The 15214-nt window shown below is 40.0% G+C and carries 18 protein-coding genes and 3 tRNA genes; 11 read left to right on the top strand and 10 right to left on the bottom strand.

The window, feature by feature from the left end:
* The first annotated feature begins 76 nt into the window (after positions 1-76).
* Genes ACWPKD_RS04135 through ACWPKD_RS04120 form a run of 4 tightly spaced genes read left to right on the top strand, consistent with a single transcriptional unit; the run spans position 77 to position 2085 of the window.
* Positions 77-586 carry an RNA polymerase sigma factor gene (locus ACWPKD_RS04135; RefSeq protein WP_455411419.1) on the top strand — a complete coding sequence of 170 codons (510 nt, stop codon included), beginning with the start codon at positions 77-79 and terminating at the stop codon, positions 584-586.
* Positions 573-1013 carry a hypothetical protein gene (locus tag ACWPKD_RS04130; RefSeq protein ID WP_455411418.1) on the top strand — a complete coding sequence of 147 codons (441 nt, stop codon included), beginning with the start codon at positions 573-575 and terminating at the stop codon, positions 1011-1013. The genes ACWPKD_RS04135 and ACWPKD_RS04130 overlap by 14 nt, the downstream gene beginning before the upstream one ends.
* Positions 1014-1020: 7 nt before the next feature.
* Entirely contained in the window at positions 1021-1548 is a 528-nt protein-coding gene (locus tag ACWPKD_RS04125) for a DUF4252 domain-containing protein (protein ID WP_455411417.1), read from the top strand.
* A gap of 3 nt (positions 1549-1551) precedes the next feature.
* The gene (locus tag ACWPKD_RS04120) at positions 1552-2085 is read left to right on the top strand and encodes a DUF4252 domain-containing protein (protein WP_455411416.1); all 534 of its coding nucleotides are present in this window, start codon (positions 1552-1554) and stop codon (positions 2083-2085) included.
* Positions 2086-2253: 168 nt separating this feature from the next.
* Here ACWPKD_RS04120 and ACWPKD_RS04115 read toward each other — a convergent pair.
* From ACWPKD_RS04115 to ACWPKD_RS04105, 3 genes are all read right to left on the bottom strand, one after another.
* Positions 2254-2335 (bottom strand) — tRNA-Leu (locus ACWPKD_RS04115).
* 38 nt (positions 2336-2373) lie between these two features.
* Positions 2374-2446 (bottom strand) — tRNA-Lys (locus ACWPKD_RS04110).
* Between the two features lie 131 nt (positions 2447-2577).
* A tRNA-Lys gene (locus tag ACWPKD_RS04105) sits at positions 2578-2650 on the bottom strand.
* A 128-nt stretch (positions 2651-2778) separates the two neighbouring features.
* On the opposite strand from ACWPKD_RS04105, the gene ACWPKD_RS04100 reads away from it, so the two are divergent.
* Positions 2779-3297 carry a shikimate kinase gene (locus ACWPKD_RS04100; RefSeq protein ID WP_455411415.1) on the top strand — a complete coding sequence of 173 codons (519 nt, stop codon included), beginning with the start codon at positions 2779-2781 and terminating at the stop codon, positions 3295-3297.
* On the opposite strand, the gene ACWPKD_RS04095 is transcribed toward ACWPKD_RS04100, so the two are convergent.
* The 3 genes from ACWPKD_RS04095 to ACWPKD_RS04085 form a co-directional block, all read right to left on the bottom strand.
* Positions 3289-3783, bottom strand: a complete 495-nt coding sequence (locus ACWPKD_RS04095; RefSeq protein WP_455411414.1) for a phosphoribosyltransferase family protein — start codon at positions 3781-3783, stop codon at positions 3289-3291. The genes ACWPKD_RS04100 and ACWPKD_RS04095 overlap by 9 nt on opposite strands.
* 104 nt (positions 3784-3887) lie before the next feature.
* On the bottom strand, positions 3888-4469 hold the full coding sequence (locus tag ACWPKD_RS04090) for a methyltransferase (protein WP_455411413.1): 582 nt from the start codon (positions 4467-4469) through the stop codon (positions 3888-3890).
* Entirely contained in the window at positions 4456-4842 is a 387-nt protein-coding gene (locus tag ACWPKD_RS04085) for an RNA-binding S4 domain-containing protein (RefSeq protein ID WP_455411412.1), read from the bottom strand. The genes ACWPKD_RS04090 and ACWPKD_RS04085 overlap by 14 nt, the downstream gene beginning before the upstream one ends.
* 78 nt (positions 4843-4920) lie before the next feature.
* Between ACWPKD_RS04085 and ACWPKD_RS04080 the strand changes: the two genes are divergently transcribed.
* Complete coding sequence (locus ACWPKD_RS04080; RefSeq protein ID WP_455411411.1) at positions 4921-5970, top strand: FKBP-type peptidyl-prolyl cis-trans isomerase; 1050 nt, start codon at positions 4921-4923, stop codon at positions 5968-5970.
* Positions 5971-6020: 50 nt separating this feature from the next.
* On the opposite strand, the gene ACWPKD_RS04075 is transcribed toward ACWPKD_RS04080, so the two are convergent.
* Together ACWPKD_RS04075 and ACWPKD_RS04070 are read right to left on the bottom strand one after the other, a co-directional pair.
* Complete coding sequence (locus ACWPKD_RS04075; RefSeq protein ID WP_455411410.1) at positions 6021-6974, bottom strand: transketolase family protein; 954 nt, start codon at positions 6972-6974, stop codon at positions 6021-6023.
* 80 nt (positions 6975-7054) lie between these two features.
* The gene (locus tag ACWPKD_RS04070; protein ID WP_455411409.1) at positions 7055-7906 is read right to left on the bottom strand and encodes a transketolase; all 852 of its coding nucleotides are present in this window, start codon (positions 7904-7906) and stop codon (positions 7055-7057) included.
* Positions 7907-8147: 241 nt separating this feature from the next.
* On the opposite strand from ACWPKD_RS04070, the gene tgt reads away from it, so the two are divergent.
* The 5 genes from tgt (at position 8148) to dnaB (ending at position 13971) form a co-directional block, all read left to right on the top strand.
* The gene (tgt, locus tag ACWPKD_RS04065; protein ID WP_455411408.1) at positions 8148-9278 is read left to right on the top strand and encodes a tRNA guanosine(34) transglycosylase Tgt; all 1131 of its coding nucleotides are present in this window, start codon (positions 8148-8150) and stop codon (positions 9276-9278) included.
* Between the two features lie 26 nt (positions 9279-9304).
* Positions 9305-10381 (top strand): LptF/LptG family permease, encoded by a 1077-nt coding sequence (locus tag ACWPKD_RS04060; protein WP_455411407.1) that lies wholly within the window; start codon positions 9305-9307, stop codon positions 10379-10381.
* Positions 10368-11252 (top strand): DMT family transporter, encoded by an 885-nt coding sequence (locus tag ACWPKD_RS04055; RefSeq protein WP_455411406.1) that lies wholly within the window; start codon positions 10368-10370, stop codon positions 11250-11252. Before ACWPKD_RS04060 ends, ACWPKD_RS04055 begins: the two co-directional genes overlap by 14 nt.
* Positions 11253-11329: 77 nt before the next feature.
* Positions 11330-12283: an acetyl-CoA carboxylase carboxyltransferase subunit alpha gene (locus tag ACWPKD_RS04050; RefSeq protein ID WP_455411405.1), complete on the top strand. Its 954-nt coding sequence runs from the start codon at positions 11330-11332 to the stop codon at positions 12281-12283.
* A 143-nt stretch (positions 12284-12426) separates the two neighbouring features.
* On the top strand, positions 12427-13971 hold the full coding sequence (dnaB, locus tag ACWPKD_RS04045; RefSeq protein ID WP_455411404.1) for a replicative DNA helicase: 1545 nt from the start codon (positions 12427-12429) through the stop codon (positions 13969-13971).
* Positions 13972-14041: 70 nt separating this feature from the next.
* On the opposite strand, the gene ACWPKD_RS04040 is transcribed toward dnaB, so the two are convergent.
* Both ACWPKD_RS04040 and ACWPKD_RS04035 read right to left on the bottom strand, forming a co-directional pair.
* Positions 14042-14464: a hypothetical protein gene (locus ACWPKD_RS04040; RefSeq protein WP_455411403.1), complete on the bottom strand. Its 423-nt coding sequence runs from the start codon at positions 14462-14464 to the stop codon at positions 14042-14044.
* Positions 14465-14628: 164 nt separating this feature from the next.
* Positions 14629-15214: T9SS type A sorting domain-containing protein (locus tag ACWPKD_RS04035; RefSeq protein ID WP_455411402.1), on the bottom strand; the 586-nt coding region annotated here is incomplete at its 5' end.

Raw genomic sequence — 15214 nt, 5'->3', positions numbered from 1 at the left:
TTTTTATTGTACCTTGTAACAAACCAAAGAGTAGTTCGTCTTGATTGTATAAACCAAAACCAACCTAATATAAATTATGAATCAGCAGGAGTTTGTGAAACTGATCTCTCCTTTTAAAGACAAGCTGTTCCGGATGGCCAAACGGTTGCTGGTAAGCACCGAAGAGGCCGAGGATGCAACTCAGGAGGTTTTGGTGAAGTTGTGGAATAATAATGAAACACTTTCCAAATATTCAAGTGTGGAAGCTTTTGCGATGACGATGACCAAAAATTACTGTCTGGATCAGCTGAAATCAAAAAGGGCATCAAATTTGCAAATAGTTCACAGTAATTATTCAGACCGAAGTGCAAGCGTTCAGAAACAGATTGAAGACAAAGACAGTTGGAACTGGGTGGAAAAAATCATAGCGTCCCTCCCGGAACAACAACGACTGATTATTCAGATGCGGGATGTGGAAGAATATGAGTTTGCCGAAATTGCCCAGATACTGGATATGAATGAAACAGCGGTTCGGGTAGCGCTCTCAAGAGCAAGGAAAGAAATTAGAGAACAATTGGTTAAAAAACACAATTATGGAATTGCATAACATTGAAATACTAATAGAAAAATACTTTTCAGGAGAAACCAGCATCGCCGAAGAGAAGGAGCTTAAAGCGTACTTTTCCTCTTCAAATGTGGCGCCCCATTTGGAAAACTATCGTGCGGTTTTCGGTTACTTCGGTCAGGCTAAACAGGAACAGTTCACCAAAACAGTACCACTACAACCCAGAAAACGAAATTATGTAGCGTGGTTATCTGTGGCGGCCAGTGTGGCAGTCTTAGCCGGAGCTTATTTCTTTATGACGCAGGAACCGACCCATCAGCAGGACTTAGGGACTTTTGATGATCCGGAGGTGGCTTTCGCCGAAACGCAAAAAGCACTTCAGATGGTTTCTGAAAACGTGAATGACGGAGTGAAAAGTATCGAATACGTTCATGAGTACAATCAAACAACAAAAACAATCTTTAAATAATCAAAAAATGAAGAAATTATTTTTAACAGTAGTTATAGCCTTGTTTTCAACAGCAATGTTTGCCCAGTCTGCCTTCGATAAATACGACGGGCCGGAAGGTGTTAAAGCTGTCATTGTAAATAAGAAAATGTTCGAATTAATGAGTAAGGTAAAAGTGGATGCTTCCGACAAAGAAGCGCAAACCTATATGTCTTTGCTTAAGAAATTAGACAATTTAAGAGTGTTTACTACCAATAATGCAAAATGGTCTTCTGATATGAAGTCGACTGTGGGTACTTATTTGAAATCCAATCCGCTTGATGAATTGATGCGGGTAAACGATGGTGGAAAAACAGTAAAAATTTATGTGAAATCCGGAGCAACCAGCAGTCAGGTAAAAGAACTTTTAATGTTCATTGACGGTGTAAATGTGAAAGGGAATGAAACTGTTTTATTATCTTTAACAGGTAATTTTGACTTAGATGAGATTTCTGCCCTTACTGAGAAAATGAAGTTGCCGGGTGGTGATTCTTTGAAAAAAGCCTCTAAAAAGTAATATATGATTCGATTACTGCTTTTATTATGGGTTGCGGCTCTTGCACTTATAGGGTGTGAGCAAAAACCGACTTTACAGAAATATTTTGTAGAAAAGAGCGAAAGTAAAGGTTTTACGGTGATGGATGTTTCACCGACAATACTGAATCTTGAAAAAGCGAAACTTTCCAATGATGAAAAAGAAGTTTTGGGGGCCTTCGAGAAGGTGAATATCCTGACGATGAAAGCTGATGGAAAGAACGGGAACGAGATTCAGGCGGAGAAAGAAAAAATCGCTACCATATTAAACGATAAGAAATACGAGTCGTTGATTAAGGTGAATTTAGGAAAAGACGGAGCCGAATTTAAATGTGTGGGCAAGGATGAACACATTGAAGAGTTTATTCTTTACGGAAGCATGAAAGAAAACGGTTTGGCGGTTGTCCGGATTACCGGTAACGATATGAATCCAACTACGGTAATGAAAATGCTTCAGCTGATGCAGAAATCCAATATCGATGTAGACCAACTCAAACCTTTACAGGAGTTGTTTAAATAATAAAAAAAAGTCCCGGATTTGGGACTTTTTTTATGCAATTATATGAGGTTTAAGTGACCACGATCAGATTGACTTCGTCCTTCTGAAAAGCTCCGCTTTGAAAATAAAAAACCAGCACAAAACTTTTAAAATAAATTTTATAGTTTCATGCTGGGTTTTATTTATTCGTGACCACGATCAGATTCGAACTGACACGTCTTGCGACACCACCCCCTCAAGATGGCGAGTCTACCAATTTCTCCACGTGGCCTTAAACAAAAAAAGTCAAACAAAACTGTTTGACTTTCGTGACCCGGCTGGGATTCGAACCCAGGACCCCATCATTAAAAGTGATGTGCTCTACCAGCTGAGCTACCGAGTCTTGCATTATCAGGAAATATTTTTTAAATAGGATTAACTTCGTTGATCCCTCAAAGCTCCGCTTTGAAAATGAAACTAACAAAAAAGTTTAAAAGCAAGCTTTACACTTTTTCTTTTATTTTCATTTATTCGTGACCCGGCTGGGATTCGAACCCAGGACCCCATCATTAAAAGTGATGTGCTCTACCAGCTGAGCTACCGAGTCTGTAATCATTTCCTGATTGCGGGTGCAAATATAAGGCGTATTATTTATTTTCCAAGGGAAATTTATTATAAATTTGACTTTTTTTTAAAACGTTTTCTTAAGCGCTTAATTTATAAGGTTTTATTCGAATGCAAAAAATTGTTTTAGTAGGCTATATGGGCTCCGGAAAGACAACAATCGGGCAATTATTGTCCGAAAGTATGGGGATTCCTTTTTATGATTTGGATCATATCATTGAGAAAAACACCCAAAAAACCATTTCAGAACTGTTTTCGGAAATCGGAGAATTGAAATTCCGGAAGCTGGAACACGAATCCCTGAAAGAAATACTGGCTTCGGATCAGGATTTTGTGTTGAGTCTTGGTGGAGGAACGCCGTGTTATGCGAATAACCATCTTTTTTTGCAGCAGGAAGGCATTGAGTCGGTTTATCTGAAATCGTCCGTTAGCGAGCTTGTAAAGCGATTGTTGCCCGAAAAAAAACATCGTCCGCTTATTGCGAAGATGGACGATGCCGAATTTGAAAAGTTTGTTGCTAAGCATTTGTTCGAGCGAAGCTACTTTTACCATCAGTCGAAAGCAATTGTATCGGTTGATGCTAAAACACCTTCGGAAATTGTCAGCGAAATAAAAAACGGATTAGCTTAAGTAGGCGTATTCGTCTTCGTTTTCAAAAACAACCTGTATGTGTTCCTGTAAGGAAGTCGATAAAGAAATGCCTTTGAAATCTGCTTTTACGGGATATTTTTTATGATTGCGGTCTACCAGCACTGCGGTTTTGAATTTTTTCAGCGGAACATCCAAAAAGTGTTTTACACCATAAATAAGAGTGGTTCCTGAATTTAAAACATCGTCAATCAGTACTAAGCCTTTGTTTTCATATTCTTCTTTCTTCAGCGAAGTGATAATCTCGTCCTGCGGATTGTTTTTGTTGATTTGTACTTCACATAGGATTACATTAAGATCAGAGATCTGTTCCAGCTCGGAAGCGATTTTTTTGGCAAACGTATAACCGCTGTTGGCAATACCGGCCAAAACTACCTCGGATTCATCGGCAAAAGTTTCGTAAATCTGGTAAGCCATGCGTTTGGTTTTATGCTGAATCTCTGTTTTGTTTAAAATGATGTTTTTCATGCGGTGTTGTTGTTTTGCGTCAAACCTCTTTAAAAGGACGTTGTTTATATTCCATCCAAAAATAAAGAATTTTTAACGAGGTTGCTTTTTCTGAGAGTTAATTATTATTTTGGAAGAAAGATAAAGAACAGTTCTCTTCCGGCGCGTGGTTTGATTGAGTTGTGAGCGCTTTCGAGTGTTTTAATTGTAAACTGTTCCGAAAATAAATCCAGGTATTCTTCTTTGCTGCCTCCAAAGGGCGGGCCTTCTGTTGTTAAAGGAAAGTTGAATAACAGCCCGAAAAGCTTTCCGTCCGGTTTCAATAAAGAATGCATTTTGGAAACATATTGCTTCCGCAGAGAAGGGTTCAACGCGCAGAAAAACGTCTGTTCCAGAATTAAGTCAAAAGTATCTTCCAGTTCGAAAAAATCGCTTTGGATAAGATGTTCTTTTGGAAAACCCGGGATACGTTCTTTAAGGTTTCGGAGTGGTGTTTCGGCAAAATCGGCCACATAAATAGTAGTGAAGCCTTTCGAATACAGATAATCTGCCTCATGTCCGTTGCCTGCGCCGGGAATCAGGATTTTAAGGTTTTTGTCCTGGATTTGATCAATGTATTCTTTTAATGGTGTTGTGATGGTTCCAACATCCCAGGCTGCATCGTTTGTCTGATAGCGGTTTTCCCAATAGTCTTTATTCAAGTTCATTGTCTTCAGGGTCTAAAGTGTAATCATCAATGTCGCGGCGGTCTTTTTTGGTAGGACGACCCTGTCCTTTGGTGCGGTAATGTTCTTTTGAAAGCCGCAGCATTTCCAGATGGGCGAAAGCTTCCGGCGGTGTTTCGTCTTTGCGGTAAATGTCGACCAGTTTGGCTCCAACACGGCTTTCCGGAATATCCAACACGGTCAAAACGTAATTAATCTGGTCTTTTCGCAAGGTGATTTTATCGGATGGAAAAACATCCCTGGAAGGTTTTGCTTCTTGTCCGTTGACGGTGATATGCCCTTTTTTGCAGGCTTCTGTGGCGATACTTCGGGTTTTGTAATAGCGTATGCACCATAAATATTTGTCAATTCTCATCGGAATTCGTTAAAATCAATGTTAATAGTAGTACAAAAATAAAGTAAAATTGTATCTTGCGCCATTAAAATTCAAGTTATGATGAATAAGATTTTTTCCGTTTTAGGTATGTGTTCTCTTTTGGTTTTTGCCAGTTGTCAGAAGGATGATTCTTCGGGAGCAACACCGGCAAGACCTCATGCTGAAGTGTACCCTGAAGATTTGGCAAAAATTGAAGCGTATCTGAAAGCTAATTATGTTGAGGTTAATGATACAAATTTAAATGGGGAAGTTGAAGTGGGAGAGGTTACAATCGCTCCTAAAGATGCTACCCATACGGTTTCTATTTGGGATCAGACTACGTATCCGTTATTGAGTAAAATCGTAAAATTATACGATATTGACTTTAAGGTTTACTATTTGAAACTGGATACTAAGGGTGATACGGATGCTGATGGAGATAAGCCTAGCGGTGTAGACAAAATCCTGGCAAGTTATAACGGTTTGCTTTTAGACGGGACTCAGTTTGAATACACGCCTAATGCAGTGGAATTGAATTTAATTGAGACGGTTAAAGGTTGGAGCTATACGTTCCCTGAATTCAGAGCTGGAGTAAATACACTTAACGGAGACGGAACCATTACGCATTCTAATTTTGGATCAGGAATTATGTTTTTGCCTTCAGGATTAGGATATTACAATAGAATTACTGCAAAAATACCAGCTTATTCGCCATTGGTTTTCATTTTTAACCTGAACAAGGTTACGTATCTTGATCATGACAATGATAAAATTCCATCGCGTTATGAGTACGTTATTAATGCAGACGGGACTTTGTTGGACAGTGATGGTGATAAAATCCCTGATTTTGGTGATGAAGACGATGATCAGGATGGTTATCTGACTAAAAATGAAATTAAATATGATGTAACGGATAATAGTACGACTCCAAGTACGGTTCGTACTTTTTATTACCCTTATTTCGGGGCGTCTGTTGATGATCCGGCTACTCCTTTAGTTGACGAGACTCAGGGTATTCCAAGATGTTTTACAGGTCCGGGTTCAACACCTGTTCCGGCAGATTTTACAGAGCCGGCACGTGTTAGAAGACATTTAGATATAAACTGTAAACCTCCCTACGGAGGCTAGTATAAAAAAACCGCTCATTGAGCGGTTTTTTTATTTTATGTAAAAAGGAATTATTTTCTTTTCATTACTTTTTCCACAGCTTCCACAATCGCCTGATTGTTCAGCTTGTATTTGTCCATTAATTGTTCTGGTGTTCCGGATTCTCCGAAGCTGTCATTAACAGCAACAAATTCCTGTGGTTTCGGGTTGTTTAAAGAAAGTACTCTTGAAACGCTTTCTCCTAAACCTCCTAAAATATTGTGCTCTTCCGCAGTAACCACACAACCGGTTTTCGCTACCGATTTTAAAATAGCTTCTTCATCCAAAGGTTTAATAGTGTGGATGTTGATTACTTCTGCAGAAATTCCTTTTGCTTCCAATGTTTCAGCAGCAATTAGGGCTTCCCAAACCAAGTGGCCTGTTGCGATGATGGTTACATCAGTTCCTTCGTTTAACATAACTGCTTTTCCGATTACGAATGGCTCATCAGCAGGAGTGAAGTTTGGAACTACCGGACGGCCAAAACGTAAATAAGCCGGACCGTGGTGGTCTGCCAATGCAATCGTTGCCGCTTTAGTCTGGTTGTAATCACATGTATTGATTACAGTCATTCCTGGTAACATTTTCATTAAGCCGATGTCTTCTAAAATCTGGTGCGTTGCTCCGTCTTCCCCTAAAGTTAGACCTGCGTGAGAAGCACAGATTTTTACATTTTTATCCGAATAAGCAACCGACTGACGAATCTGGTCGTACACACGTCCAGTTGAAAAGTTGGCGAATGTTCCGGTGAAAGGAATTTTACCGCCTACTGTTAAACCGGCAGCAATACCGATCATGTTGGCTTCTGCAATTCCAATCTGGAAAAAACGCTCCGGGTGATTTTTTTTGAAATCGTCAAATTTTAAAGAACCGATCAAGTCTGCGCATAACGCCACTACATTTTCGTTCTTCTGACCTAGTTCGGTCATTCCTGCTCCAAAACCGGAACGGGTATCTTTACTTCCTGTATTTGTATATTTTTTCATTTGAATTGTAATTGAAAGATTTAAAAATTGAAAGATTTAAAAATTCTGCTGTCAGAAATTAAAAATTGTCAATCTTAATTCTAGTAATCGATTTCGTCTTCAGAATAGTTTTGTGCTAAGGCGGCAGCTAACTGTTCGTCGTTAGGTGCTTTTCCGTGCCAAGCGTGCGTGTGCATCATGTAATCCACTCCGTGACCCATTTCGGTATGTAGTAAAACACAAACCGGTTTTCCTTTTCCGGTCAATGATTTTGCGTGTGTCATTCCGGCAATGATGGCTTCAAGGTTGTTTCCTTCTTTGATTTCCACTACATCCCAGTCGAAAGCTACGAATTTCGCTTTTAAATCGCCCATGCAAAGTACATCGTCTGTGGAACCGTCAATCTGCTTTCCGTTTAAATCTACGGTTGCAATTAAGTTGTCCACTTTTTTAGCCGATGCATACATGATAGCTTCCCAGTTTTGACCTTCCTGTAATTCACCGTCACCGGTTAAGGCATAAACCAAATGGTTGTCCTTGTTTAGTTTTTTAGCCTGAGCAGCTCCGATAGCCACAGACAATCCTTGTCCTAATGAACCTGATGCCATTCTAACACCTGGAAGCCCTTCGTGAGTGGTAGGGTGTCCCTGTAATCTTGAATTTAGTTTTCTGAAGGTGGCTAATTCTTTTACCGGAAAATAACCGCTGCGGGCTAAAACACTGTAAAATACTGGTGAGATGTGTCCGTTTGACAAGAAGAAGATGTCTTCGCCAATACCGTCCATATCAAATTCCGGTTTGCGCTCCATCAGGTGTTTGTACAGCACTACCAAAAACTCGGTACAGCCCAGGGAACCTCCCGGGTGACCTGAATTTACAGCGTGAACCATACGAAGAATGTCTCTTCTGACCTGAATCGTTAAATTGCTTAATTGTTGAATGTTAGGTTTCATTGTGAGTGTAAAAGTTAAACTGGTGCAAAGATAATCAGATAATTGAGATTTTTGGTATTTGCGGGTTCGGTTATTTGTGGATTTGTTGATTCGTTATTTGAAGGTTTCGTTATTTGTTGATTCGGTTATTTGAGGATTTGGTTATTTGGAATTTGGAATTTCAAGCAGATGTTAATTAAATTCATAATTCATAATTCATAACTCACAATTCTTTTATCTTTGCCGATTGTAAAATGTTTATATGAAGTTCGATTTAGTACAAAAAGACCCACAAACCAAAGCAAGGGCAGGATTTCTCACCACAGATCACGGGGTAATTGAAACGCCTATTTTTATGCCGGTGGGAACCGTTGCTTCTGTTAAAGGAGTGCATCAGCGAGAATTGAAAGACGATATCAATCCGGATATCATCTTGGGAAATACCTATCATTTATATTTAAGACCACAAACCGAAATCCTTGAAAAAGCAGGCGGATTGCATAAATTCATGAACTGGGACCGTAATATTTTAACCGATTCCGGTGGTTATCAGGTGTATTCGCTTTCTTCCAACCGTAAGATTAAAGAAGAAGGGGTGAAATTCAAATCGCATATCGACGGATCGTATCATTTCTTTTCTCCTGAAAATGTTATGGAAATCCAACGCACCATCGGAGCCGATATTATCATGGCTTTCGATGAGTGTACACCTTATCCTTGTGATTATCATTATGCGCGACGTTCTATGCACATGACACACCGTTGGCTGGACCGTTGCATCAATCATCTGGAAAAATTACCTTTTAAATACGGATACGAACAAACATTTTTTCCGATTGTTCAGGGAAGTACCTATAAAGATTTACGTGCCCAATCAGCGGAATATATTGCCAATGCAGGAGCACAGGGGAATGCTATCGGAGGACTTTCGGTAGGGGAACCGGCAGAAGAAATGTACGCGATGACTGAAGTGGTTACGGCAATTCTTCCGGAAGACAAACCGCGTTATCTGATGGGTGTGGGAACACCAATCAATATTTTGGAAAATATCGCCCTTGGAATTGACATGTTCGACTGCGTAATGCCAACGCGAAACGCACGAAACGGAATGTTGTTCACGGCGAACGGAACCATCAACATCAAAAATAAAAAATGGGCGGATGATTTTTCACCTATCGATGAAATGGGACATACGTTTGTAGATACGGAATATACTAAAGCCTACTTGCGTCACCTGTTTGCTGCAGATGAATATCTTGGAAAACAGATTGCCACTATACACAATTTAGGGTTTTATATGTGGTTGGTTCGTGAGGCCAGAAAGCATATCTTAGCCGGAGATTTCCGTCAGTGGAAAGAAATGATGGTGCGTAACATGAATCAGCGTTTATAAATCAGAAATCAGAATTCGGTAGTTCAATGAAGATAATTGACTGGTACATTCTCAGAAGATATTTGGTGACATTCACGGTAATGTTGCTGCTTTTTATCCCGATTGGGATTATCATTGATGTTTCCGAAAAGGTAAACAAGATGATTGAAAACAAAGTGCCTTTTCAGGACGTTTTACTGTATTATCTGGATTTTACTGTTTATTTTGCGAACATGCTTTTCCCGATATTCCTGTTTTTGTCGGTGATTTGGTTTACCTCAAAACTGGCCAATAACACAGAGATTATCGCGATTTTGAGTTCGGGGATTTCCTATACAAGATTTCTTCGTCCTTATATCATTGGAGCAACGATTGTTTCGCTTTTTGCCTTATTGATGGCATTGGTTTTAGTACCGAGTGCCAGTAAAGGGTATAATGATTTCAGGTACACCTATCTGAAAAACAATCCGAAGGTGCGCGAAAATATGGATGTTTACCGTCAGATCAGTAAGGACGAGTTTATCTATGTGAGCAACTTCAATTACATTTCTAAAATGGGTTTTAATTTTTCTCTGGAAAAGTTTAACGATAACAAATTAGAGTATAAAATTACTGCGAATCGAATCAGGTGGAACGAGCAGGACAGTACCTACTCTTTGTTCGGATTTAAAAAAAGAATTGTAGGGGAGCTGGATGATCAGTTGATTTCTGCCGAACAGCGAAAAATGAAACTTGATTTCGATGTTGATGATTTAACACCGGTAGTTTACATTGCAGAAACCATGACACTTGGCGAGCTGAATAATTTCATTGAGAAAGAAAAAGTAAGAGGTTCTTCAAATATCAACCGTTATATGGTTGTGAAATACCGAAAATACAGTTTGCCGGTTTCGGCTTTCATCTTAACGATTATCGCAGTAGCGGTTTCTTCGATGAAGCGCCGCGGCGGTATGGGAATTAATCTGGCTTTGGGGATTGCCCTGGCCTTTACGTTTATCTTTTTTGATAAGGTTTTCGGTGCTTTTGCAGAAGCTTCCAGTATTCCTCCTTTTGTAGCGGTATGGTTGCCAAATGTTATTTTCGGATTCTTAGCGGTTTATTTACTTCGAAATGCCAAACGATAAATTAAAAAGTTATTTTCATCTCCATTTTATAGTATTTGTTTGGGGATTTACAGCAGTTTTAGGAAAATTGATTACCCTGGACGCCTTGCCGTTGGTTTGGTACCGGATGCTAATAGCCGTTTCCTTAATATTTGTGTATATAAAGGCTTCCAAAATATCGTTAAAGATTTCAAATCGACTTGCCGTTGCCTTTCTTTTTTCGGGCTTGGTCATTGCGATGCATTGGTTCACTTTTTTTCAGGCGATTAAAGTTTCTAATATTTCCGTAACCCTGGCCTGTTTGTCTACCGGCGCACTTTTTGCCTCCATTTTAGAACCGATCTTTTACGGGAAAAAAGTGGTGCTCTATGAAGTGTTTTTCGGGCTTCTGGTGGTTTTGGGACTTAGTATCATTTTTAAGGTGGAAGGTAATTATGTGGAAGGGATTCTGCTGGCTTTAACATCAGCTTTTTTATCTGCCTTATTTTCAGTAATCAACGGAAAGTTCGCAAAGGATAACGATGCGGCGATAATTACTTTTTATGAATTGCTCGGCGGAGTGGGTTTCTTTTCGCTCTATTTGCTCTCCAACGGTAGTTTTACCGCAGATTTCTTTCAACTGTCGCTTAAAGATTTAATGTGGTTGCTGGTTTTAGGTTCGATTTGTACTGCTTATGCTTTTTTGGCATCGGTTAAAGTGATGAAATATCTAACACCTTATACGGTAATGCTTACCATTAACCTGGAACCGATTTACGGTATCGTTTTAGGGATTCTGGTTTTTACCAACAGCGAGAAAATGAGCCCTGAATTTTATATTGGAGCCTCAATTATATTGGTAACAGTTGTCTTAAACGGTGTAATAAAAAATTACAAGAAAGTTAAAAACTAATTACGAAATAGTTCCCGCAATGTAAAATGAAAATTTTATCTTTGTCGGGCAAACTAAAATCAAAAGAATCAGACAAAATGGAATACTTAGATTTTGAACTTCCGATTAAAGAACTTGAAGATCAATTGGATAAATGCCAGATTATTGGTCAGGAATCGGATGTAGACGTTTCCAATACCTGTAAGCAGATCCAGAAGAAATTAGAAGAAACTAAGAAAGAGATATATAAAAACCTTACTGCCTGGCAGCGTGTACAGCTTTCCAGACACCCGAACCGCCCTTATACCATGGACCACGTAAGAGCTTTGTGCGGGGATACTTTTCTGGAACTTTTTGGTGACAGAGGAGTGAAAGACGACAAAGCGATGATCGGCGGGCTTGGAAAAATCGGCGGACAATCGTTTATGATCATTGGGCAGCAGAAAGGATACAATACTAAAACCCGTCAGTACCGTAACTTCGGTATGGCAAACCCTGAAGGTTACCGCAAAGCATTGCGTTTGATGAAAATGGCTGAGAAATTCGGTATTCCTGTAATCACTTTGGTAGATACTCCGGGAGCTTATCCTGGTTTGGAAGCTGAGGAAAGAGGTCAGGGAGAAGCAATTGCCCGTAATATTTTGGAAATGATCCGTTTAAAAGTGCCGATTATTACCATTATTGTTGGGGAAGGAGCTTCAGGAGGCGCTTTAGGAATCGGAGTTGGTGATAAAGTTTATATGTTAGAGAATACCTGGTATTCTGTAATTTCACCGGAGTCTTGTTCTTCCATCCTTTGGAGAAGTTGGGAATACAAAGAGCAGGCTGCAGAAGCTTTGAAGCTGACTGCTTTCGATATGAAGAAACAGAACCTTGTGGACGATATCATTCCGGAACCACTTGGTGGAGCACACTTCGACAGAGAGACAACATTCAAAACTGTAGAGAAATACATTCTTAAAGCCTTTGATGAACTGAAAGATTTATCAACAGTGGAATTAGTAGCGCAGAGAATGGATAAATACAGCAAAATGGGCGAATATAAAGAGTAAAACCGCCTGTTCGCAAAGCATACAATCCGAGGCCTTACCGCTTCGGATTTTTTTTGACTTATTAACAATGAAAGGCGAGTTGTTAACAATGGTTTATTAACAACTCAAATTTAATTTCTCTAAAAATTGGCTAATTTAGCAGCATGGAAAACCTCAGAAATATAAACCCTGTTAAAGTGGATAAAACTACCATCATTAACCTTGAAAAAGGGAAACTGCCACCACAGGCGCTGGACCTTGAAGAAGCGGTGCTTGGTGCGATGATGATCGACAAAAAAGGGGTAGATGAGGTAATCGATATTTTAAGTCCGGAAGCGTTTTACAAAGATGCCCATAAATACATTTTTGAGGCTATCGTTCAGTTGTTTAACGATACCCAGCCGATTGACTTATTAACCGTTTCCGCACAGTTAAAAAAGAACGCCAAACTGGAACTTTCCGGTGGTGATTTTTACCTGATCCAGCTGACGCAGAAAATTTCCTCTTCGGCACATATTGAGTTCCATTCCAGAATTATTCTTCAGAAGTTCATCCAGCGAAGCCTGATCCGTATTTCCTCTGAAATCATTGAAGAATCGTACGATGAAACTACCGACGTTTTTGATTTGCTGGACAAAGCCGAATCTAAATTATATGAAGTAACACAGGGAAACATCAAGAGAAGTTCGGAAACGGCGCAAAGCTTGGTGATTCAGGCCAAAAAGCGAATTGAGGAAATAGCCAATAAAGAAGGTTTGAGCGGAATCCCGACCGGTTTCCACGATCTGGACAAATTAACCTCTGGTTGGCAACCTTCCGATTTGATCATTATCGCAGCACGTCCGGGTATGGGTAAAACCGCTTTCGTATTGTCGATGGCCCGAAACATGGCGATAGATGCAGGAGCTCCGGTAGCATTGTTCTCTCTGGAGATGTCCTCCGTTCAGTTGATTACGCGTTTGATTTCTTCCGAAACCGGATTGTCTTCTGAAAAACTGAGAACCGGAAAATTAGAAAAACACGAATGGGAGCAACTTTCCATCAAAGTGAAAGATCTGGAAAAAGCCCCTTTATATATTGACGATACCCCATCACTTTCCATTTTCGATTTGCGTGCAAAAGCGCGTCGTCTGGCTTCCCAATACGGGATTAAGATGATTGTAATCGACTACCTTCAGCTAATGACAGCCGGTGGAAACGGAAAAGGAGGCGGAAACCGTGAGCAGGAGATTTCAACCATTTCCCGAAACTTGAAGGCATTGGCAAAAGAGTTGAACGTTCCTGTGATTGCACTTTCGCAGTTATCGCGTGCCGTGGAAACCCGTGGGGCGAGCAAACGACCGTTGCTTTCCGACTTAAGGGAGTCCGGAGCGATTGAGCAGGATGCCGATATTGTATCGTTCATCTACCGTCCGGAATACTATAAAATTGACGAATGGGATGATGAAGAACGTACGCCAACACAAGGTCAGGCAGAGTTTATCGTGGCGAAACACCGTAATGGTGGACTGGACAATATCCGTTTGAAATTCATCGGAAGTTTAGGTAAATTCGACAATCTGGACGATTTTGGTTCTTCTTTTGACGCTATTCCTTCGGGTATGAATATGGATGATAATCCGTTTATAACGCCAAATCTGCCGAGTCCAAATGATGCCTTCGGAAGCAATATGAACAGTTTTGATGACGACAGTGATGTCCCGTTTTAAGAATTCAGATCAAAAATAATACTAGAAAAGCTGTCCATTGGACAGCTTTTGTGTTTTTTAATCAAACCGGTTAAAATGCCGCTTTTGCAGTATTGAAATTATCAGTGGTTTGGATGGTGTCACCGTTTTCATTGAACATGATGCCGCCGCTTCGTTTGTTGGTAGCCAATTCAACGTTTAAAATGATACGGTTCAAAACCACTCTTTGCCCGTTAATAACCACTGAGGTTGGTGGCATATCCGACATGAAATCCAAATAGCCCTGAATGCCCATCGGATGTAAAGTGATGTTCAGTTCGCAATTGTCAATGGAAACCAATTGGGCCAGCCCCATATTTTTTTCGAAATTCCAGGAATAGGAAAACACACAGTTTGCATTTGCGATTACTGGTTTTACTCCTTTGTACAAATGGCTTAAAACCAATGAAAATGTTGCCTGAGAAGGTACAGTTTGCGCTGCGGCAACTTGACTTTGTGAAGTTTGTTCTGACATGATTATATGATTTAGTGGTTATTTACTTTCCTCAAAACTATCTATTAAATAAATGGGATTTATGCGTGAAAACACCTGTTTTTGGAAGTGATTTAACCCTGTAAATAAAAAGACCGGTAGGTTTTTAAACGTACCGGTCTTTAAGTAGTGGCTGAAAAATCAGTTTATTTATCAAGAATAATTTTCCTGTTAACGGTTTTACCGTCTTTGGATTGGCCTGTTAGGAAATAAACTCCTGCCGCAGCATTAATTTCAATTGTTTGTTCTACCCCTGAAAAAGTTGTGAATGATTTTACAATCTGTCCTAATTGGTTCATAATCTGGAACCTTCCTTCGAAATTGGTTTTTATGTTAATTACGCCATTAGTCGGATTCGGGTAAACTACCAAAGAAGGAGCTGTTTCAAAAGTAGCTGCATCAAGAACGTTGGTACAAATGGATGTAGCAGTACAGCTTCCAATAGTAACAATTACAGCATAATTTCCACTGATGGCAGGTGTAAATGTTATGTTGGTTTCGCCTCCTACAGGAGCATTTGCATTGTTGCAATCAATCCATTGATAAGTTGCACCGGTCTGATTAGCGGTTAGCGTTGAACCACTTAATGTAACGCTGCTGTCGATTACCGCTGGTTGATTAATAGTGAAAGATCTCGTGGTCTGACATCCATTAGCATCGGTGATGGTACACGTATAGGTTCCGGCAGCTAATCCTGTAGCGGTAGCCGCAGTTCCACCAGTTGGAGCCCAT

The sequence above is a fragment of the Flavobacterium pedocola genome, assembly GCF_053764385.1.
The sequence above is the reverse complement of the archived record's forward strand: the minus strand, read 5'-3'. Positions and strand labels throughout refer to the sequence as shown.